The sequence below is a fragment of the Streptomyces sp. ISL-10 genome (assembly GCF_018614575.1).
In the GTDB taxonomy this organism is placed as follows: domain Bacteria; phylum Actinomycetota; class Actinomycetes; order Streptomycetales; family Streptomycetaceae; genus Streptomyces.
The window spans coordinates 194,948-214,051 of sequence record NZ_JAGGOJ010000008.1; the positions used below are offsets into that span (position 1 = coordinate 194,948).

The following is a 19,104-nucleotide window of genomic DNA, read 5'->3' on the forward strand; positions in this document are numbered from 1 at the left end:
TGCCGGCCGGTTCGCCCGCTCGGTTCCTGTGACTCGGCGTCGTGCCCTTGCTCACACGGCGTGGCCCTGACGTTACTGATGGGTATCTTCGGCAAGGTCGATGAAATCAGCCTCCACAACCCTCGACTCGGAGGAAAACATGGCACGTTCGGTGATTCTGGGGGGAGCAAGGACCCCCATGGGGAAGCTGCTCGGCTCCCTGAAGGACTTCTCGGCAGCCCAGCTGGGCGCCGTGGCGATCCGCGCGGCTCTGGAGCGGTCGGGTGTGCGGTCGGACCAGGTGCAGTACACGATCATGGGCCAGGTGATCACCGCCGGCGCCGGTCAGAACCCCGCCCGGCAGGCGGCGGTGGCGGCAGGCATCCCGATGGGAGTGCCCGCACTGACCGTCAACAAGGTCTGCCTCTCCGGGCTGGAGGCGGTGGCCCTCGCCGATCAGCTCATCCGCGCCGGTGAGTTCGACATCGTCGTCGCCGGCGGACAGGAGTCGATGACGCAGGCCCCGCACGTCCTGCCGAAGGCACGCGCCGGCTTCAAGTACGGCGAGACGCCGCTGGCCGACAGCATGGAGGTGGACGGTCTGTTCTGCTCCTTCGACGACGTCGTGATGGGCAGCGCGACCGACCGGTACAACACCCGCTACGGCGTCACCCGCGAGGAGCAGGATGCCTTCGCCGCCGCCTCGCACCGCAAGGCGGCCGCCGCGGTGAACGCGGGCGCCCTGGCCGAGGAGATCGTTCCGGTGTCCGTCCCGCGCCGGAAAGGCGATCCGGTGCTCTTCGAGCACGACGAGTCGCTGCGTCCCGACACCACGGAGGAGGTCCTCGGCAAGTTGCGCCCGTCCTTCAGCCCCTCCGGCACCATCACCGCCGGCACCTCGTCGCCCCTGTCCGACGGTGCGGCGGCGGTCGTGGTGTGCAGCAGGCGCAAGGCCGAGGAACTCGGCCTGGAGTGGATCGCCGAAGTCGGCGCGCACGGCACGGTCGCCGGCCCCGACCCGAGCCTGCACGAGCAGCCGGCCAACGCCATCAGCGCCGCCCTCGCCAAGGAGGGCATCGGCGTCGGCGACCTCGACCTTGTGGAGATCAACGAGGCCTTCGCCTCGGTCGGCGTCGTCTCCACGGCCAAGCTCGAACTCCCCGAGGACATCGTCAACGCCGACGGCGGGGCGATCGCGCTGGGCCACCCGCTGGCCGCGTCCGGAGCCAGGCTGGTGCTCCATCTCGCTCATGCGCTGCGGCGCCGGGGCGGCGGTACGGCGGTCGCCTCGATGTGCGGTGGCGGCGGACAGGGCAGTGCGCTGCTGATCCACTCGCCGGCTTCCTGAACGTCTGTCGGCCCGGCTCTCTTCCGCATGGCGACCCCCTGCCCTACGGAGGAGAGCGGCCCGCCGATTCACCCTCGCTCGTTCCTCTCCCTTGTCCCGGACAGTGGAAGGCCCAGCAGTGATCGTCGTACGTCCCGAGGTCCTGGCCCCGTACCCCGTGGGTGGCAAGCACTTCACCGTCATCGCCGAAAAGCCCTTGGCCCGCAGTGTCCGGATCGCGGGGCGCGGCCCCGGCGGCGTGGAGCCGTCCCTGATCCCCGCGGAGCCGTCCGCCTCGCTGGCCGCGCTGCTCGCCACCGAGGTGCCTGCGGAGTCCGACGTACTGGTCCTCGCCACCCGGGACAACCTGCTGTCCGCCCCGCCCGAAGCCATCGGGCCGTCCCGAGTCGTGGTGGGCGCACGGCTCTGCGAGGGTCCACTCGCCCAGGAACGGCTGCGCCGCCTGTTGACGGCCATGGAGCGCACCCGTCCGGACGCGACGGCGCACCAAGGCCGCCGGCTGCTCTCGGCGTTGCGGAACCCGGGCGGGCTGACCCTGCACGAACCGCTCACGGGCTCGGTGGCGGCACTGGACGGGCACGGCGCACCGCAGTCCGCCCCGGACGGGGCCATGGAAGCGGGCGGTGTGCAGATGGCTCCGATCGGCCGGATGCCGGTCCGCTCCACCGCCGGGGGCACACCGCTGACCGGTACGGTCACCGTCAAGGGGCGTCCCGTGGTCGGCGGTGCTCCGCGCGGACGGCAGCGCCTGTACGAACGGCTGACCCCGCTGGTCTCCTATCCCATGGTGCTCACCATCGAAGCGGGCAAGGTACTCGGGCTGAAGTCCGTCGAGAGCGGTTCGACCGGGGCGGCGGCAGCGCTGGCGGAGCTGTTCCGGGAGAACGAGGCGTACCGCGCGGTGACCGGTGTGGTGTTCGGCCTGAACACGGAGCTGGCGCCACTGCCGTACAACACGGAAGCCACCACGGCGAGCGCCGACGGGTCCACCGCCTCATTCCATGTGGAACTGGGCGGCGATGCCACGCCGTACCGGATCACCCTGGCCTGCGCCACCACCGGCATCTACGCCACCGACGGTGGCGAATGGCTGGCGGGCGCGGCGCCCCGGACGTCGGGCCGTCCCATGTTCCGCCTCGGCCGGCGGTGATCGGCCCGCGCTCGGCCACGCAGAGCTCGGCGAGGGACGCTGACCCGCGGTTTTGATGGCTTCCGGGCTACATGGTTTTCGGGGACAACAATCGATCTGCTCGCGTGCCTGATCGCACCTTCCGGCAGGTTAAAGAACAAGCTGAGGTTGGAAAACGCTCACTGATCTCGTGCTTTCACGAGTGTGGGTACAGAACAAAACCTCCTGAGCTGGGGCATCCTTCTCGGCACTGTTCCTGGTGGCCTGTGGTGGTCTGGTCGTTCGGGTGGTATCCGCTGGTGGCTTGCCACCGGGGGTCTGCAGCCCCCCGGCAGTGTGAGCCGTCGGTCAGCTCAGCCGTGCGTCGGCGTAGACGGCCATCGCGTCGCGCTGGTAGACGGCCAGTCCGTCGGTGATCCTGTCGAAGTTCGTACGGAACTGAGGGTCGTGGACGTAGGTCTGGCCCAGTCCCTCGTACGCGGCCGCGCACGGGGTCCAGAACCGGCACACGCCCTGGTAGTGGGCGTCCACCTCGGCCTGCACCGCCGGATCGGCGACGGGTGTGCCGGCCACCATGAACGCCGCCATGCGGATCATCTGCGCCGTCACCTCACGCTGCCACTGTTCCATATCCTCGGCGGTCATCCCCGAGATGGCTCGCTGGGACTGCTCCCACACGCGTTGACGGCCGCCGTGCGGACCCGTACCAGCACCTCATGGTCGGCGACCACCGGCGTGTCGACCTCCCCGAGCTCCAGCACGTCCGGCGAGCCGTACCGGTCCTGAACGATCGCGTTCATAGAGTCTCCGTAGCGCGCGGTCGATGCGACTTGGGCGGCCGGCCCGACGGCCGGCACTGCTCAAGAGGTCAGGCGCGCAACCTCGGTGCGGGAATCGGGGACGTTCCCTAGGTGACGTACGCTCCGCAGGCCCGACACCGGTTCCGCGACGACGTGTGGCTCATGGCCGACCTCGGTCACACCGTTCCGGCCCTTGACGGCCCGGGGACCCCGCGACTGGCGTCCAGGGCCCTCATGGTTGTCCAGCCTGACGAACAACAACCAACCCACCGGTCCGGTGTCGGAAGGGACTGCACGATGCCGCCGCACGGCAGCACCTTCATGCGCGTGCCGCCGCTGGCCGCGTCCAGCGGTGCACCTTGGTGCCGTCGGGCAGCCTGCCGAACGGTTCCTTCACGGGCCCACGACCCCCGCCGTGCCCGAGGAGGCGTACGAGGAGGCGTGCGCGGGACCCGCTGCTGCCGCGGTGAGTCCCGCGGCCGCGGCCGCCGTCAGCACGGTGCGCCGGCTCGTTTCCATGTCCAGACTCCTGAAAGAGGTGGAGAGAAGGGAAGGGAGGGGCTATCGGCCGACCTTGCGCTTGTTCCACACGTCGAAACCGACCGCCGCGAGGAGTACGAGGCCCTTGATCACCTGCTGGTAGTCCGTGCCGATGCCGACGAGGGACATACCGTTGTTGAGGACGCCGAGCACGAGGCCACCGATCACGGCGCCCATGACCGTGCCGACACCGCCGCTCATCGAGGCGCCGCCGATGAACGAGGCGGCGATCGCCTCGAGTTCGAAGTTGAGGCCGGCCTGCGGGGTACCGGCGTTCAGGCGTGCGGCGTACACACAGCCCGCGAGCGCCGCGAGGACACCCATGTTGACGAAGACGAGGAAGGTGACGCGCTTGTCCTTGACACCCGACAGCTTCGCGGCCGCCTTGTTGCCGCCCAGCGCGTAGACGTGCCGGCCGATGACCGCGTTGCGCATCACATAGCCCAGCCCGATGAGCAGCGCGCACATGATGAGCATGACGACAGGCACGCCGTGGAAGCTGGCGAGCGTCAGTGTGAAGGCCACCACGGCGGCCGTCATCGCCACGCACTTGGCCACCCACAGGCCCGTCGGCAGCACATCGAGTTCGTAGGCGAGCTGGCGCCTGCGGTCCCGCCATTCGCGCACCAGCAGGAGGACGATGGTCACCAGACCGAGGAAGAGCGTCGGATTGTGATACTGGGTGTAGGGCCCCATCTCGGGGATGAAGCCCTTGGCGATGTTCTGGAAGCCGTCCGGGAACGGCGCGAGGGACTGGCCCTCCAGGACGATCTGCGTCAGACCGCGGAAGAGCAGCATTCCGGCCAGTGTCACGATGAACGACGGGATGCCGATGTACGCGATGAAGAAGCCCTGCCAGGCTCCCGCGACCGCGCCGATCAGGAGTGACAGCACCAGGGCCAGGACCCAGGGCATGTCGTGTTTGACCATCATCACCGCCGAGATGGCACCGACGAAGGCGACCAGTGAGCCGACGGACAGGTCGATGTGGCCCGAGATGATGACGATCATCATGCCGATGGCCAGGATGAGGATGTAGCCGTTCTGCTGGATCAGGTTGGAGACGTTGTTCGGCAGCAGCAGGGTGCCGTCGGTCCAGATCTGGAAGAGCACGACGATGAAGGCGAGCGCGATGAGCATGCCGTACTGGCGCATGTTGGCACGCATGGAACGCAGGAGGAGCGCACCGGCCGTCGGCCGGTCCGACGGCGCGGCGGGCGCGTCCTTGGGCGGAGTGGTCGTGGTGGTCATGGCGGGGCCTCAGCTTCTGTTCATGGTCATGTGACGCATCAGCACTTCCTGGGTGGCCTCCGCGCGGGTGACCTCACCGGTCAGCCGCCCCTCGGCCATCGTGTAGATCCGGTCGCACATCCCCAGCAGCTCCGGAAGTTCGGAGGAGATGAACAGAACCGCCTTGCCCTGGGCGGCGAGCTTGTCGATGACCGTGTAGATCTCGTACTTGGCACCGACATCGATCCCGCGGGTCGGCTCGTCGAGGATCAACACCTCGGGGTCGGCATGGATCCACTTGCTCAGCACGACTTTCTGCTGGTTGCCGCCGGAAAGGCGCCCCACCTGCTCGAAGACCGTGGGGGCCTTGATGTTCATCGATTTCCGGTAGCGCTCGGCGACGGATCGCTCGTGGTGCTCGTCGACCACACCGCGGCGCCGCATTTTCGGCAGCGAGGCCAGGGAGATGTTGCGGTTGATGCTGTCGATGAGGTTCAGCCCGTACTGCTTGCGGTCCTCGGTGACGTAGGCGATCCCGGCGGCGACGGCGTGGGGCACGGTCCTGGTGGTGACGTCGCGCCCGCCCACCGAGACCTTTCCGCCCGTGCAGCGGCCGTAGGAGCGGCCGAACACGGACATCGCGAGCTCGGTGCGGCCCGCGCCCATCAGGCCCGCGATGCCGACGATCTCGCCTCGGCGCACGGTCAGCGACACATCGTCGACGACCGTACGGTGATGGTCGACCGGATGCCGGACGCTCCAGCCGTCGACGGCGAACGCGATCTCGCCGGCGTCCTCGCCCGCGTACGGTGTGCGGTCGGGGAAACGGTGGTCAAGATCGCGGCCGACCATGCCGCGGATGATCCGGTCCTCGGACAGCTGCGGCTCGGACCCGGGGTTCTCACGGACGGTGAGGGTCTCGATCGTCCTGCCGTCGCGCAGGATCGTCACCGAGTCGGCGATGGTGCGGATCTCGCCCAGCTTGTGGGAGATGATGATGCAGGCGATGCCCTGGTCGCGCAGCTCCAGGATGAGATCGAGCAGCTTCCCGCTGTCCTCGTCGTTGAGCGCGGCCGTCGGCTCGTCCAGGATGAGCAGCTTCACCTCCTTGGCCAGGGCCTTGGCGATCTCCACCAACTGCTGCTTGCCCACGCCGAGGTCGGCGACCGGCGTCTGCGGCTTCTCGTGCAGTCCCACGCGCTTCAGCAGCTTGCTCGCCCTGTGGAGGGTGGCGTTCCAGTCGATGAGGCCGTGCGAGGTCTGCTCGTTGCCGAGGAAGATGTTCTCGGCGATGGACAGGTACGGGATGAGAGCAAGCTCCTGATGGATGATCACGATGCCGCGCCGCTCGCTGGCACGGATGTCCTTGAAGGCCACCGGCTCGCCCTCGAAGTGGATCTCGCCCTCGTAGCTGCCGTGCTCGTGCACCCCGCTGAGCACCTTCATCAGCGTCGACTTGCCGGCGCCGTTCTCGCCGCAGACGGCGTGGATCTCCCCGGCCCGGACGGACAGGTTCACGTCGCTGAGCGCCGTGACACCGGGGAACGTCTTGGTGATGTTCCGCATCTGAAGCACAGGCCGCGTCATGTGAGCTGTCCCGCCGTGAAGTACCCCTCGTCGACGAGGAGTGAGGTGTTGGTCCGGTCGATGCTGACCGGCTTCAGCAGGTAGGACGGCACCGTCTTCTTGCCGTTGTTGTAGTCGGAGGTGTTGTTGACCTGGGGCTTCTTGCCGTTCAGTACCGCATCGCCCATGCGCACGGTCTGCGCGGCCAGCTTGCGGGTGTCCTTGAAGACGGTCTGCGTCTGCTCGCCGCGGATGATGGACTTCACCGAGGCGAGCTCCGCGTCCTGCCCTGTGACGACCGGCAGCGGCTGGTCCTTGGTGCCGTAACCGGCGCTCTTGAGCGCGGAGATGATGCCGATCGAGATGCCGTCGTAGGGCGACAGGACCGCGTCGACGCGCTCCTCGGCGTAACTCTTGCTGATCAGGTCGTCCATCCGCTTCTGCGCGGTGCCGCCGTCCCAGCGCAGTGTGGTGGCCTGGCTCATCTTCGTCTGTCTGCTGCGGACGACGAGCTGTCCGCTCGCGAGGTACGGCCGGAGCACCTTCATGGCGCCGTTCCAGAAGTACTTGGTGTTGTTGTCGTCGGGCGAGCCGGCGAACAGCTCGATGGTGTGCCTCTCGTTCGAGCCCTTGCCGGGTTCGCCCAGGTTCAGGCGGTCGACGATGTACCCGGCCTGGAGCTCGCCGACCCGCTCGTTGTCGAACGACGCGTAGTAGTCGACGTTCTCGGTGCCCATGATGAGGCGGTCGTAGGAGATGACGGGGATGCCCGCGTCGTGGGCGCGCTGGAGGACCTCGGTGAGCGCGGAGCCGTCGATGGCGGCGACCACGAGGAGCCGGCGCCCCTTGGTGATCATGTTCTCGATCTGGGCGATCTGGTTCTCGACCTTGTCGTCGCCGTACTGCAGATCGGTCTTGTAGCCGGCCTTCTGGAACTGCTCGGCCATGTTCCGTCCGTCGGCGATCCAGCGCTCCGAGGACTTGGTCGGCATCGCCAGGCCGATCGTGCCGCCCTTGCCGTCGTCGGGCCGGTAGCGGCTGCCGCCCCTGGCCTCCTGGCCGCACGCGGTGAGCGAGACGGTGAGCAGTGCGGCCAGCGCGGCAATGGCGGCGGCGCGCGGACCGCGAAGGGGTGTACGGGTGCGGGTGCGGTGGGTCATGGAATCAGTCCCCTTCCGGGACGGGGAAGCGGCGGAGGTCGCCCGGCACTCTGGCGCCCAGCGGGGACATCCCGCCGTCCGCGCCGAGCCTGGCCAGCAGGTCGAGCACGAGCCGGCCGCGCCGGACCCGCTCACGGGCGGTGGCCAGGGTGTGCTCGCGCAGCTGGGCACCGTAGGGGTAGATGCCGGGGGACCGGCTCAGGCCGAACTTGAGGTAGATCGGGGCGCCGCGCCGGATGAGCTCGGCGGCCTCGTACATCCGGATGTGGCCGCCCAGGTCGTCGGGTGACTCGACGTACATGTCCATCGGGGCGCGGCTGACCCGGCGGATCTCGGTCAGATGGTCCAGGGTCAGATCGGACGGCACATTGAGCGAGTCCGCGCCGAGCCGTTCGTACACCGCGTACGACGCCGGGTTGACCGGGCCCGTCAGCGCGGACAGCTTGAAAGTGGTGTCCGCCGGCAGCCGGCCCGCGGCGCGCAGCCGGTGCAGCGTCCACAGCACGCCCTCGTCCGCGACGAGGAGACAGCGCACCCCCAACCCGGCAGCCCGCAGGGCGTCTTCGACGCATCCGGCGAGCGCGTCGTGCCCGCGGGCGCGCAGTCCCGCGCCGCCGGACTCGGTGCGGGTGCCGGCACCGATGTCCCAGGTGCCGCGCGGCCCGGTGAACAGGCACAGCTCGATGCTGCGCTCGGTGCAGGACTCCACCATGCCGGTGATCTCGTCGTCGGTGAGCATCCACACGCCGCTGCCCTGGCTGATGCGGTGGACGGGCACCTCCAGGCGGGCGCTCTCCTTGAGGACGACGGCCAGGGCCTCTGGGCCCTCCACCGACGGGATCTCGGTGCGCCACGTCCCGCCGTCCGGGAAGGCGTGCGGTGAGGCGTCGGCCGGGTCGACGGCGGGGACGGGATGGCCGATTCGGGCGAGGGCTTCGCCACCGGGGCGGCGGGGTGGAGAGGGGGCGGTCACAGGACTCCCTGTCGATGTGTGGTTGTCGGTGTGCCGGAGGAAGAGCGGATCGGGCGTGCGCCGTACGGAGCGGGGACCGGCCAACGAGCCGCCTCTCACGTCCGGCGCGGCATTTCCGGGCCGGGCAGGCGCTGCGGGCGCAGCAGCACCTTTCCGGTCTTCGGGTCGCCGCCGCCGACCAGGGCTATGGCCTCGTCGAACCGCTCCAGCGGGTACTCGTGCGTGATGAGCGCGGCCGGGTCGATCAGCCCGAGACCGAAGGCCCGCACCGCGTCCGACCAGGCGGACGACGGCGCGCCGAAGACGCTGCGGATCTCCAGCTGGCTCAGGGACAGATGCACCGGGTCGATGCCGGTCGCGCCCGGCGTGAACATCCCGGTGAGCATCACCCGGCCGCCCCTGCGGGCCAGCAGGCAGGACGAGGCCGCCGCGGACGGTGCTCCGGCGGTCTCCACAACCAGGTCGAAGCGGCCGCACACGGACGCGGCCTCTTCGGGGTGCAGCGCCCGGCTCGCGCCGAATCGCAGCGCCTGCTCGCCGCGTGCGGTACGCGGGTCGATCACGGTCAGCTCGCCGGGCGACGACGCGGCGAGGAACTGCACCGCGAGCAGACCGAGCGTGCCCGCGCCGACCACGGCGATCCGCTCCCCGGGGCAAGGCCGCCCGGCCCGGACCGCGGCGGCGACCACCGCGGCCGGCTCCAGCAGGGCGGCCGCCCTCAGATCCGCGTCGTCGCGCAGCGGATGCAGCAGCCGCGCCGGCAGCACCACATGGTCGGCGAACGCGCCCGGCTCGGTGAACCCCGTCTCGGCGTACTCGCCGTCGCACAGGCTCGTCTCAGCGCACCGGCAGCGTTCGCAGGCACCGCACGCCCTGAACCCCTCGGCGACGGCCGGGCGTCCGGTGAGTGCGGGATCCACGCCCTCGCCAACCGCCTGCACGGTCCCGGACCACTCGTGCCCGGGGACCACCGGGTAGCGGACGAACGCCGCGTCGCGGCGACCGTCGTACACCTCGCGGTCGCTCATGCAGATCCCGGCCGCGGCGACGCGGACCAGGACCTCACCGGGGCCCGGCACCGGAACCTCCCGGTGCACTAGGCGGTGGGTGCCGGGCCGCTCGACGACCAGACTGCGGCTCACCTCGGCGCCCTCTGTTCCCATCCCTCGGCCCAGAGGTCGAAGCGGGCCTTCTGCTGCGGGAATTCGGCTGCGGCGGCCACATCCAGCTCGACCCCCAGACCCGGGGCGTGCGACACCTCGAAGCACCCGGTCTCGGGGTCGACCTGCGGCGCGCCCTTGACCACCTTCTTGATGTCCGCGTCGGCGAAGTCGTTGAAGTGCTCCAGGACCTTGAAGTTCGGGGTGCAGGCGGCGAGCTGGAGCGAGGCGGCGGTGAGCACCGAGCCGCCCACGTTGTGCGGAGCGACCAGCATGCAGTGCGTCTCGGCGGTCGCCGCCAGCTTGCGAGTCTCCAGGATGCCGCCGATGTGCCCGAGGTCCGGCTGGATGATGTCGGCCGCCTGCGACTCGAACAGCTCGCGGAATTCGATCCGGTCGTGGATCCGCTCACCCGTGGCGATCGGCAGGTCCACCTTCTTTGCGACCTTGGCGAGCGCCTTGAGGTTCTCCGGAGGCACCGGCTCCTCCAGCCAGGCGGGCTGGAAGGGCGCCATCTCGCGGGCCAGCCGCACCGCAGTGGCCGGACTGAACCGGCCGTGCATCTCCAGCATGAGCTCGACGTCCGGGCCGATGGCGTCGCGCACGGCCTCGATCAACGACACGGCGTACCGCGTCCGTTCGTGGTCCAGCTCGAAGTGTCCCGTGCCGAACGGGTCGATCTTCAGCGCGCGGTAGCCGCGTGCGACGACCTCGCCGGCGGCCTTGTGATACGCCTCGGGGGTGCGCTCCGCGGTGTACCAGCCGTTGGCGTACGCCTTGACCCGGTCGGTCACCCTGCCGCCGAGCAACTGCCAGATGGGCACGCCCAGCGCCTTGCCCTTGATGTCCCAGCAGGCCATCTCGACCACCGCGACGCCGGACATGACGATTTCACCCGCCCGGCCGTAGTCGCCGTACTTCATCCGCCGCACGAGGTCCTCGACCGCGAAGGGGTCGGACCCGGCGACGTGGTTCGCCTCCGCCTCGCGGAGGTACCCGATCAGCGCGTCGGTGTGACCGAGCATGCGGGTCTCGCCGACGCCGGTGAGCCCCTCGTCGGTGTGGACCAGTGCATAGGTGAGGTTGCGCCAGGGAGTCCCGACGACATGAGTGCTGATTCCCGTGATGCGCACGGTGGTTGCCCCTCGAGTCGTTCGATATTTCGTCATGCGTTCGAAATGGTGGCGTGACCGTAATCAGCATGTCCGTGGGGTGTCAATGGGTTGCGAGGCGACTGCCTCGGGCCGGGCCATTGCCTCGTCAACGAAGCTGTGGCTAGCCTACGTTCGTCATATCGGCCAATGGTCGGAGTTTCGAACGGAGAGTGGGTGACGCCATGGGACGTCTTGTCCCCGCGGTGACGAGGGCCTTCGACATACTCGAGCTGTTCCTCGAGGGCGACGCAACCCTCTCGGCACCGGATGTCACGCGCAAGCTCCAACTGCCCCGCACCACGGTCCACGAGCTGCTCACCACACTCGTCGCTCGCTCGTACCTCGCCACCGTGCCCGAGCAGCCCGGCCGCTACCGCCTCGGCGTACGTGCCTATCAGCTGGGCAGTCGTTACGCCGAACAGCTCGACCTGGCGGCGGAGGGCGGACGGGTCGCCCGCGAGGTCGCCGAGACCTGCGACGAGACCGTCCACGTCGCGATTCTCGAGGGCACGGACGTCATCTACATCGCCAAGGTGGACTCCACCCACGCCGTCCGCATGGTCTCCGCCGCCGGCCGCCGCCTCCCCGCACACTGCACGTCCGTCGGCAAGATGCTGCTCGCCTCACTCCCGGCCGACGAGCTCGACACCCGCATCACGGGCCGCGACCTGGTCGCGATGACCCCGGACAGCCTGACCGATCCCGACGAGCTGCGAGCGGCGCTCGCCGAGATCCGGGGACGCGGCATCGCCGTCGAGCACCGCGAGTCCAACCCGGACGTCAGTTGTGTCGCCGCACCGGTGTGCGACAGCGCGGGCCGGGTCGTCGCCGCCCTGTCCATCTCCGTCCCCATGATCCGGTGGAGCGAGGAGCGCGAGGCCGAGCTCGCCGAGCTCGCCGCCAAGGGCGCCCGGGACCTGTCCGTACGCCTCGGCCACCGGGGCGGGCGGTGAGAGTCGACGTCGCGGTACGGGAGTGCGCCGCTCTCGGCGAAGGCCCCACCTGGGACGCCTCCAACCGGCGGCTGATCTGGGTGGACATCCTGGCCTCCCGGATCCACACCTACGAGCCGGCGAACGGCCGCCGCACGGTGATGGGCACCGGACAGCACGTCGGGGCGGCGAAACCGCGGGCCCGCGGGGGACTGGTGGTCAACCTCCGGGACGGCATCGGCCTGTACGACACCGACGGCGCCTTCACCTGGCTGCTGCGCGACCCGCTGCCCGGCCGGCGCGGCAACGATGCGGCCGTCGCCCCGGACGGGGCGCTGTGGGCGGGCACCATGCGTGACGACGAGGCGCCCGGCGGCGGAAGCCTCTCCCGCGTGACACCCGACGGGACCGTGACCGAGGTGTTCGGTGGCGTGGCCGTGAGCAATGGCACCGGGTGGAGCCCGGACGGCACCCTCATGTACTACATCGACAGCCCGACCCGGCGGATCGACGTCTGCCGCATGTCGGGCGAACACATCGTCGACCGGCGGGCGTTCGCCACCGTCGAACCGGGCGCCGGCTTCCCCGACGGTCTCACCGTCGATGCCGCCGGCTGCGTCTGGGTCGCGCTCTGGGACGGCGGCCAGGTGCGCAGATACACCCCCGACGGGCGCCTGGACCGCACCCTCGCACTGCCGGTACGCCGTCCCACCGCGTGCGCCTTCGGCGGCCCCGGGCTGCGCGATCTGTACGTCACCACGGCCCGTACCGGTCTCGGCCGCCACCCGCATCCGCTCTCGGGTTCGCTGCTGGTGGTGCCGGACGCGGGGGAGGGGACGGCGCCGCCCGCGTTCAGGGGCTGAGCGTCGCGGACACGCGGCCCCCCGAACGTGTCCGCGGCGCAGGGCCGGTGGGCGGCGGGTACGCGGCCGGTACACCGCCGCCGCGGGGCGGTCAGCCGGTGGGCGCCTGATAGAGGCCGCGGCCGGCCCGGTGGGCACGGGAGGTGGCGACAAGGCGATCGAGTGTGCTGCGCACGGTGTTGATGGCACCCGCGCTCTCGTCCCGGCCGAGAGCTGCGGCAACGTCCCGGGCCCGCAGCGGTGTGTCCGCCCGCTTGGACAGGACGGCGATGACCTGCTCGGTCAGACCGCCCGTGTCCTGGACGGCCGCCTCAGCCTTCTTACGCGGTGCGGCGGCCTGCTTGCTCTGCCCGGTCTTCGTGGAGCGCTTCTTGGCCGGGCGGCGCGTGGACGCCTGCGGGGTGGCGGCCTTGGGCGCGGCCTTCTTCCTCGCACGGCCAGTCGCCTTGCGGGGCTTGGGCGGAGTGCCCTGTGCCACCTCGGCGTCCGGCACGGCCGCAGCGGCGGACCCGGCCACCGGCGCGGATTCCTCGGCGGGCGCCGGCGCGGGTGCCTGAGCGGGCTCCTGCACCTCGGAAGTGCCGGGTGCCGCGGCGGTCTCGACCGTCAGGGCATCGCCCTGCGGCTCGGCGGCACGCGGCCGCGGCAGGCTGGTGGCGGCCAGCGCGCTGAGCGCGGACAGGGCGCTGCGCACGGATTCCACCCGCTCGGACACCACGGCCAGTTCCTTCTGGAGCGCCTGCTGATGCTCTTCGAGGCGAGGAAGTTCCGCCTGGAGCAGCGCGGTTGTTGCTTCGATGCTGTCCGTGCCGGACGTTGTTGTCATGGGTGCGCTCCTGAGGGGCCGGGGGGCGAGCGGTCGGTTGTTGTGATGCAGGGTACGGCCGATGCACGGCGACGGTCACCTCTCCGCGACCGGATCACACCTCACACCGGGCGACCGCACACCTGCACCACCGCCTCAATCGCGGCTCGCCGAACCCCGCTTCACCACCGATTCCGCACCGCCGACACGAGCTGCACACACTCCCTCGGTGGCACCACTGCCTGCGCCGAGATGACTCTCCCTTCACCCGTAAGCGTGGACCGAGACAGCCGGAATCGACCCGACGCAGGGGAGTTCGCCGGGTCGACGCCGTCCGACGTGTCGTGCTTCGGTCGTGGGGAAATGCGCGGAGCGGTGACTCAGCTGGTCGCGTAGACGTTGGTCGCGAACTCCGCGATCTGCTCGTCGCTGAGATTCTTCGCGACATCATGCTCCGAGATCATGCCCACCAGACGGTGGCCGCCCGCGACGTCGATGACCGGCAGGCGCTTGATGTGATGCGTCTCCATGACGTTCAGGACCTCGTTGACGTCCGCCGCGGCGTCGATCCAGTGCAGGGTCCCGCCGAGCGATCCGGCCTGGACGGTCGCCGGGTCGATTCCCTCGGCGCAGCATGTGACCACGATGTCGCGGTCGGTCACCAGGCCGATGAGCCTGTTGTTGTCACCGCAGATGGGCAGGCATCCGACGTTCAGATCCCGCATCATCCTCGCCGCGTTGTGCAGCGATTCGTGTGCACCTACACATTGCACACCGCCCGTCATGATGTCGCGGGCTCGCAGCTGGTCGGCCATGATTCCTCCCGGTTCTGTCAGCGGGGTGGGCCCATACTTAGATGACACCATGTCCGGCCCGCACGTGCTGGACGAGCCCGTTGCCGAGGTCGCCGGGGCGCACTTGACTTGGCTTCGCTCGCGGCTTACGCAGGAATCACCGACAGGTTGGGTCTCCGAGGAGGCTGCGATGACACGAGCAGTGGGCATCGACTTGGGAACGACGAATTCCGTGGTCTGCGTGCTGGAAGGCGGTGAGCCGACGGTCGTCACCAACACCGAGGGTGCCAGGACCACCCCGTCGGTGGTGGCGTTCGCCAAGAACGGCGACGTGCTGGTCGGTGAGCTGGCCAAGCGGCAGGCCGTGACCAACGTGGAACGCACCGCGAGGTCCGTCAAACGGCACATGGGCGAGAGCGACTGGCGCTTCCCGCAGTCCGGCGACATCGACGGCAAGCGGTACACCGCCCAGGAGATCTCGGCACGCGTGCTGCAAAAGCTCAAGCGGGATGCCGAGGCGTATCTCGGGGAGGACGTCACCGACGCGGTGATCACCGTTCCGGCGTACTTCAACGACTCGCAGCGCACCGCCACGAAGGAGGCGGGGCAGATCGCGGGCCTGAACGTCCTGCGGATCATCAACGAACCGACATCCGCCGCACTCGCCTACGGCCTGGACAAGGAGAACGACCAGACGATCCTCGTCTTCGACCTCGGTGGCGGAACCTTCGACGTCTCGCTGTTGGAGATCGGAGAGGGCCTGGTCGAGGTGAAGGCCACCAACGGCGACACACACCTCGGTGGCGACGACTGGGACGAGCGGATCGTCGACCACCTGGTGAAGCAGTTCAAGAACGGCTACGGCGTGGACCTGTCCAAGGACAAGATGGCGCTGCAACGGCTCCGTGAGTCGGCCGAGCGGGCCAAGATCGAGCTGTCGTCCTCGACCGAGACGACGATCAACCTGCCCTACATCACGGCTTCCGCCGAGGGCCCGCTGCACCTGGACGAGAAGCTCACACGCGCCCAGTTCCAGCAGCTGACCGCGGATCTGCTGGAGCGCTGCAAGGGGCCCTTCCACAACGCGGTCAAGGATGCCGGGATCAAACTCTCGGACATCCACCATGTGATCCTCGTCGGCGGCTCGACGCGCATGCCGGCGGTGACGGCCCTGGTCAAGGAGCTGACCGGAAAGGACCCGCACAAGGGGGTGAACCCGGACGAGGTCGTCGCCATCGGCGCCTCGCTCCAGGCGGGTGTCCTCAAGGGTGAGGTCAAGGACGTCCTGCTCCTCGACGTGACCCCGCTGTCCCTGGGCATCGAGACCAAGGGCGGCATCATGACCAAGCTGATCGAGCGCAACACCACGATCCCGACCAAGCGGTCCGAGATCTTCACCACGGCCGAGGACAACCAGTCGTCGGTGCAGATCCAGGTCTACCAGGGCGAGCGCGAGATCGCGGCGTACAACAAGAAGCTCGGGATGTTCGAGCTGACCGGTCTGCCGCCGGCCCCGCGCGGTGTCCCGCAGATCGAGGTCTCCTTCGACATCGACGCCAACGGCATCATGCACGTGACCGCGAAGGACCTGGGCACGGGCAGGGAACAGAAGATGACCGTCACCGGCGGCTCCTCGCTGCCCAAGCAGGACATCGACCGCATGGTCCGCGATGCCGAGCAGTACGCGGACGAGGACCACCGCCGCCGCGAGGCCGCCGAGACCCGCAACCAGGCCGAGAGCGTCGTCTACCAGACCGAGAAGCTCCTCACGGACAATCGCGACAAGATCCCCGAGGACGTACGGTCCGAGACGGAAGCCGCTCTGGCGGACGTCAAGGAATCGCTCAAGGGCGAGGACACCGCGGCGATCCGGACGGCGACCGACAAGGCCACCACGGTCGCGCAGAAGATCGGCAGCGCCCTCTACGCACAGGCACAGGCACAGGGCGACGGTGGCGGCGCGGGCGCGGCCGGCACCGGTACGGCCGGAGCCGAGTCCGCCCAGGGCGGGGAGGACGACGTCGTCGATGCGGAGATCGTCGACGACGAGGCGAAGGGAGGCACCGGATGAACCGGGAGCCCCGCTTCGGGACCGGCCCGGACAGGCGGCCGCCGGTGATCGTCCACGACAGGCGCAGGATCAACCCGTTGACCCTCCAGTCGCGCCGCCCCCAAGCCGAGGACCGTGGCGAGTCCGCTCCCCACGGTCCGGCGGCAGGACAGCCGCACCCGCAGAGCGACGCCGGCTCCCCGACGGAGGCCGCGCAGTTGCGGGCCATGGTCGCGGCGTTGACCGCCGATCTCCAGCGGGTGAAGGCGGAATACGACAACTATCGCAAGCGGGTGCAGCGCGACCGGCTGGCGATACGGGAGATAGCCGTGGCCAATGTCCTCGCTGCCCTGCTCCCGGTGCTCGACGCCGTCGAAGCGGCACGCGGGCAGCGGGACGGCGACGGTGCGGAAGCGGTTGCCGACCTGCTCGGCGACCGGTTGGCCGGGCTGGGCCTGCGGACGATCGGCGCGGTGGGGGAGCCCTTCGACCCCAGGGCGCACGAAGCGCTCACATACACCCCGTCCGATGACGCGGCTCAGGCCGTCTGCACGGCGGTGCTGCGCCACGGCTACCGGGTCGGTGACCAGCTCCTGCGCCCGGCCCAGGTGTCCGTCACCGGCCCGCCCGCGGGCGAGGAGAGGGCCGGGGCCGTCGGGTGACGCCACCGAGAAGAGCACGAGTGCGCGGTCCGGAGGCGCGGGTGTCGGCGGAGCCGTGGGGGTGGGCTCGGCCGGAGGCCGCCTTCCCCCGGGGGGCGTGCGACGGAAGCCGGTGCTTTCACCGGCTTCCGTCGCCCCGGGTGCCGGGCCGGTCCGCCCGGTGCCTCGTACCAGGCAACAGTTCCTGCACCTTGGCCTTGAAACCCTGCCTGAGCACGGCGGCGCGGTCGCTGTCGCCGTGCAGGATCGCCGACGCGGCGGCCTCGATCTGGTCGAGCGAGGCGTGTGGCGGGACGGGCGGTACGGCAGGGTCGGTGAGGAAGTCGATGACGAACGGCCGGTCGGCGGCGAGGGCCTGCTGCCACGCCCCCTCGACCTGCTCGGGCTTCTCGACCCGTACGCCGTCGAGGCCGATGCGCCGCGCGATCTCGGCGTAGGGCAGGTCGGGGATGTGCTGGGACTCCTCGAACTGCGGCGCCCCGGACATGGCCCGCATCTCCCAGGTCACCTGATTGAGATCCTGGTTGTTGAGAACGGCCACGACCAGCCGCGGATCCGACCACGCGTGCCGGTACTTGGCCGCGGTGACCATCTCCATCATGCCGTTCATCTGCATCGCCCCGTCGCCGACCAGCGCGATCGCCGGGCGGTCCGGATGGGCGAACTTCGCGCCGATCGCGTACGGGACACCCGGTCCCATGGTGGCGAGCGTGCCGGACAGGGATCCGCGCATCCGGCCGCGCAGCCGCAGATGGCGCGCGTACCAGTTGGCGGCGGAACCCGAGTCCGCGGTGACAATGGCGTCGTCGGGCAGCAGCCCGTCCAGGGCGTGCACCACGTATTCGGGGTTGACCGGGTCGGCGTCGACGGCCGCCCTGCGCTGCATGACCTCCCACCAGCGGGCGACGTTCATCTCGACCTCGTCCCGCCACGCGCGGCTTTCCTTGCGGTGCAGACGGGGCAGCAGTCGCCGCAGCGTCTCGCGTGCGTCGCCGACGAGGTTCACCTCGAACGGGTAGCGCAGCCCGATCATGTGGGGGTCGATGTCGATCTGCACCGCACGCGCCTGGTCCAGCTCGGGCATGAACTGCGTGTAGGGAAAGCTGGATCCGATCATCAGCAGCGTGTCGCAGTCCCGCATCAGCTCGTAGGACGGGCGGGTGCCGAGCAGCCCGATCGCACCGGTGACGTACGGCAGGTCGTCGGGCAGGGCGTCCTTGCCGAGCAGCGCCTTGGCGACCCCCGCGCCGAGCACGTCGGCCAGCCGCTCCACCTCGGCGCGCGCCGCACGCGCACCCTGGCCGATGAGAACGGCCACCTTCTCACCGGAGTTGAGGACCTCCGCCGCCCGCTCGAGGTCCTCGTCCACCGGTACGGGCGCGTAGCGGCCGATGCCCATGCTGGAGGGGACCGTCTTGAAGGCGTGCCCCGGCGGGGTGTGGTCGAGCTGCTGCACGTCGGCGGGCACGATGACCGCGGTCACGGTGCGCCGGGCGTAGGCCGTGCGGATGGCCCGGTCGATGACATTGGGCAGCTGCTCCGGCACGGTGACCGTCTCGCAGAAGTCGGACGCGACGTCCTTGTACAGGCCGGCCAGATCGACCTCCTGCTGGTAGGAGCCGCCCATGGCGCTGCGGTCGGTCTGCCCGACGATCGCGACCACCGGCACATGGTCGAGCTTGGCGTCGTAGAGCCCGTTGAGCAGATGGATCGGGCCCGGGCCGGAGGTCGCCGCACAGACGCCGACCCTGCCGGAGAACTTCGCGTACCCGACGGCCTGGAGGGCGGACATCTCCTCGTGGCGTGACTGGATGAACCGGGGGTTGTTGTCCGCGCGGCCCCAGGCGGCGAGCAGGCCGTTGATGCCGTCACCGGCGTACGCGAAGACGTGGGTCACGTCCCATGCGCGCAGCCTCTGCAGGATGTGGTCGGAGACCTTGGTGGTCACGTCGGTGCCTT

The 19,104-nt window shown here is 69.8% G+C and carries 18 protein-coding genes; 6 read left to right on the forward strand and 12 right to left on the reverse strand.

What is annotated here, in order from left to right; genetic code table 11:
• Nucleotides 1-139: 139 nt before the first annotated feature.
• Both J7E88_RS09730 and J7E88_RS09735 read left to right on the forward strand, forming a co-directional pair.
• A complete protein-coding gene (locus J7E88_RS09730; RefSeq protein ID WP_215179264.1) occupies nt 140-1,327 on the forward strand; it encodes an acetyl-CoA C-acetyltransferase in 1,188 nt (395 codons plus the stop codon).
• A gap of 118 nt (nt 1,328-1,445) precedes the next feature.
• Entirely contained in the window at nt 1,446-2,477 is a 1,032-nt protein-coding gene (locus J7E88_RS09735) for a hypothetical protein (protein WP_215179266.1), read from the forward strand.
• Nucleotides 2,478-2,804: 327 nt separating this feature from the next.
• Here the strand turns inward: J7E88_RS09735 and J7E88_RS09740 are convergent, their stop codons facing one another.
• From J7E88_RS09740 to J7E88_RS09780, 9 genes are all read right to left on the reverse strand, one after another.
• Nucleotides 2,805-3,101 (reverse strand): TipAS antibiotic-recognition domain-containing protein, encoded by a 297-nt coding sequence (locus J7E88_RS09740; RefSeq protein WP_215179269.1) that lies wholly within the window; start codon nt 3,099-3,101, stop codon nt 2,805-2,807.
• Nucleotides 3,098-3,256 carry a hypothetical protein gene (locus J7E88_RS09745; RefSeq protein ID WP_215179271.1) on the reverse strand — a complete coding sequence of 53 codons (159 nt, stop codon included), beginning with the start codon at nt 3,254-3,256 and terminating at the stop codon, nt 3,098-3,100. The genes J7E88_RS09740 and J7E88_RS09745 overlap by 4 nt, the downstream gene beginning before the upstream one ends.
• A 393-nt stretch (nt 3,257-3,649) precedes the next feature.
• On the reverse strand, nt 3,650-3,775 hold the full coding sequence (locus J7E88_RS37000; protein WP_215179273.1) for a twin-arginine translocation signal domain-containing protein: 126 nt from the start codon (nt 3,773-3,775) through the stop codon (nt 3,650-3,652).
• Nucleotides 3,776-3,817: 42 nt separating this feature from the next.
• The gene (gene mmsB, locus J7E88_RS09755) at nt 3,818-5,047 is read right to left on the reverse strand and encodes a multiple monosaccharide ABC transporter permease (RefSeq protein ID WP_285427522.1); all 1,230 of its coding nucleotides are present in this window, start codon (nt 5,045-5,047) and stop codon (nt 3,818-3,820) included.
• Between the two features lie 9 nt (nt 5,048-5,056).
• Nucleotides 5,057-6,613 (reverse strand): multiple monosaccharide ABC transporter ATP-binding protein, encoded by a 1,557-nt coding sequence (mmsA, locus tag J7E88_RS09760; protein ID WP_215179274.1) that lies wholly within the window; start codon nt 6,611-6,613, stop codon nt 5,057-5,059.
• Entirely contained in the window at nt 6,610-7,752 is a 1,143-nt protein-coding gene (chvE, locus tag J7E88_RS09765) for a multiple monosaccharide ABC transporter substrate-binding protein (protein ID WP_215179275.1), read from the reverse strand. The genes mmsA and chvE overlap by 4 nt, the downstream gene beginning before the upstream one ends.
• 4 nt (nt 7,753-7,756) lie before the next feature.
• Nucleotides 7,757-8,725: a hypothetical protein gene (locus J7E88_RS09770; protein WP_215179276.1), complete on the reverse strand. Its 969-nt coding sequence runs from the start codon at nt 8,723-8,725 to the stop codon at nt 7,757-7,759.
• A gap of 95 nt (nt 8,726-8,820) precedes the next feature.
• Nucleotides 8,821-9,888, reverse strand: coding sequence for a zinc-binding dehydrogenase (locus J7E88_RS09775; protein ID WP_215179277.1), 1,068 nt, complete (start codon nt 9,886-9,888; stop codon nt 8,821-8,823).
• The gene (locus J7E88_RS09780) at nt 9,864-11,018 is read right to left on the reverse strand and encodes a mandelate racemase/muconate lactonizing enzyme family protein (RefSeq protein WP_215179278.1); all 1,155 of its coding nucleotides are present in this window, start codon (nt 11,016-11,018) and stop codon (nt 9,864-9,866) included. Before J7E88_RS09780 ends, J7E88_RS09775 begins: the two co-directional genes overlap by 25 nt.
• Before the next feature lie 203 nt (nt 11,019-11,221).
• On the opposite strand from J7E88_RS09780, the gene J7E88_RS09785 reads away from it, so the two are divergent.
• Nucleotides 11,222-11,992: an IclR family transcriptional regulator gene (locus tag J7E88_RS09785; RefSeq protein WP_215179280.1), complete on the forward strand. Its 771-nt coding sequence runs from the start codon at nt 11,222-11,224 to the stop codon at nt 11,990-11,992.
• Nucleotides 11,989-12,834 (forward strand): SMP-30/gluconolactonase/LRE family protein, encoded by an 846-nt coding sequence (locus J7E88_RS09790; protein ID WP_215179282.1) that lies wholly within the window; start codon nt 11,989-11,991, stop codon nt 12,832-12,834. The genes J7E88_RS09785 and J7E88_RS09790 overlap by 4 nt, the downstream gene beginning before the upstream one ends.
• 91 nt (nt 12,835-12,925) lie before the next feature.
• On the opposite strand, the gene J7E88_RS09795 is transcribed toward J7E88_RS09790, so the two are convergent.
• Nucleotides 12,926-13,660, reverse strand: a complete 735-nt coding sequence (locus J7E88_RS09795; protein WP_215179284.1) for a hypothetical protein — start codon at nt 13,658-13,660, stop codon at nt 12,926-12,928.
• A 359-nt stretch (nt 13,661-14,019) separates the two neighbouring features.
• Nucleotides 14,020-14,454 carry a CBS domain-containing protein gene (locus J7E88_RS09800; RefSeq protein WP_215179286.1) on the reverse strand — a complete coding sequence of 145 codons (435 nt, stop codon included), beginning with the start codon at nt 14,452-14,454 and terminating at the stop codon, nt 14,020-14,022.
• A gap of 169 nt (nt 14,455-14,623) precedes the next feature.
• On the opposite strand from J7E88_RS09800, the gene dnaK reads away from it, so the two are divergent.
• Together dnaK and grpE are read left to right on the forward strand one after the other, a co-directional pair.
• Nucleotides 14,624-16,504: a molecular chaperone DnaK gene (dnaK, locus tag J7E88_RS09805; RefSeq protein WP_215179288.1), complete on the forward strand. Its 1,881-nt coding sequence runs from the start codon at nt 14,624-14,626 to the stop codon at nt 16,502-16,504.
• Nucleotides 16,501-17,145 (forward strand): nucleotide exchange factor GrpE, encoded by a 645-nt coding sequence (grpE, locus tag J7E88_RS09810; RefSeq protein ID WP_215179290.1) that lies wholly within the window; start codon nt 16,501-16,503, stop codon nt 17,143-17,145. The genes dnaK and grpE overlap by 4 nt, the downstream gene beginning before the upstream one ends.
• 118 nt (nt 17,146-17,263) lie before the next feature.
• Here grpE and J7E88_RS09815 read toward each other — a convergent pair whose 3' ends face one another.
• Nucleotides 17,264-19,093, reverse strand: coding sequence for a thiamine pyrophosphate-requiring protein (locus J7E88_RS09815; protein ID WP_308307444.1), 1,830 nt, complete (start codon nt 19,091-19,093; stop codon nt 17,264-17,266).
• Between the last annotated feature and the right edge of the window lie 11 nt (nt 19,094-19,104).

Excerpts from the sequence above, each read along its gene's own strand:
- J7E88_RS09730 (WP_215179264.1), top strand. The coding sequence starts at position 140 with ATGGCACGTTCGGTGATTCTGGGGGGAGCAAGGACCCCCATGGGGAAG.
- J7E88_RS09740 (WP_215179269.1), bottom strand. The coding sequence starts at position 3,101 with ATGACCGCCGAGGATATGGAACAGTGGCAGCGTGAGGTGACGGCGCAG.
- J7E88_RS09745 (WP_215179271.1), bottom strand. The coding sequence starts at position 3,256 with ATGAACGCGATCGTTCAGGACCGGTACGGCTCGCCGGACGTGCTGGAG.
- J7E88_RS37000 (WP_215179273.1), bottom strand. The coding sequence starts at position 3,775 with ATGGAAACGAGCCGGCGCACCGTGCTGACGGCGGCCGCGGCCGCGGGA.
- mmsB (WP_285427522.1), bottom strand. The coding sequence starts at position 5,047 with ATGACCACCACGACCACTCCGCCCAAGGACGCGCCCGCCGCGCCGTCG.
- mmsA (WP_215179274.1), bottom strand. The coding sequence starts at position 6,613 with ATGACGCGGCCTGTGCTTCAGATGCGGAACATCACCAAGACGTTCCCC.
- chvE (WP_215179275.1), bottom strand. The coding sequence starts at position 7,752 with ATGACCCACCGCACCCGCACCCGTACACCCCTTCGCGGTCCGCGCGCC.
- J7E88_RS09775 (WP_215179277.1), bottom strand. The coding sequence starts at position 9,888 with ATGGGAACAGAGGGCGCCGAGGTGAGCCGCAGTCTGGTCGTCGAGCGG.
- J7E88_RS09785 (WP_215179280.1), top strand. The coding sequence starts at position 11,222 with ATGGGACGTCTTGTCCCCGCGGTGACGAGGGCCTTCGACATACTCGAG.
- J7E88_RS09795 (WP_215179284.1), bottom strand. The coding sequence starts at position 13,660 with ATGACAACAACGTCCGGCACGGACAGCATCGAAGCAACAACCGCGCTG.
- J7E88_RS09800 (WP_215179286.1), bottom strand. The coding sequence starts at position 14,454 with ATGGCCGACCAGCTGCGAGCCCGCGACATCATGACGGGCGGTGTGCAA.
- dnaK (WP_215179288.1), top strand. The coding sequence starts at position 14,624 with ATGACACGAGCAGTGGGCATCGACTTGGGAACGACGAATTCCGTGGTC.
- grpE (WP_215179290.1), top strand. The coding sequence starts at position 16,501 with ATGAACCGGGAGCCCCGCTTCGGGACCGGCCCGGACAGGCGGCCGCCG.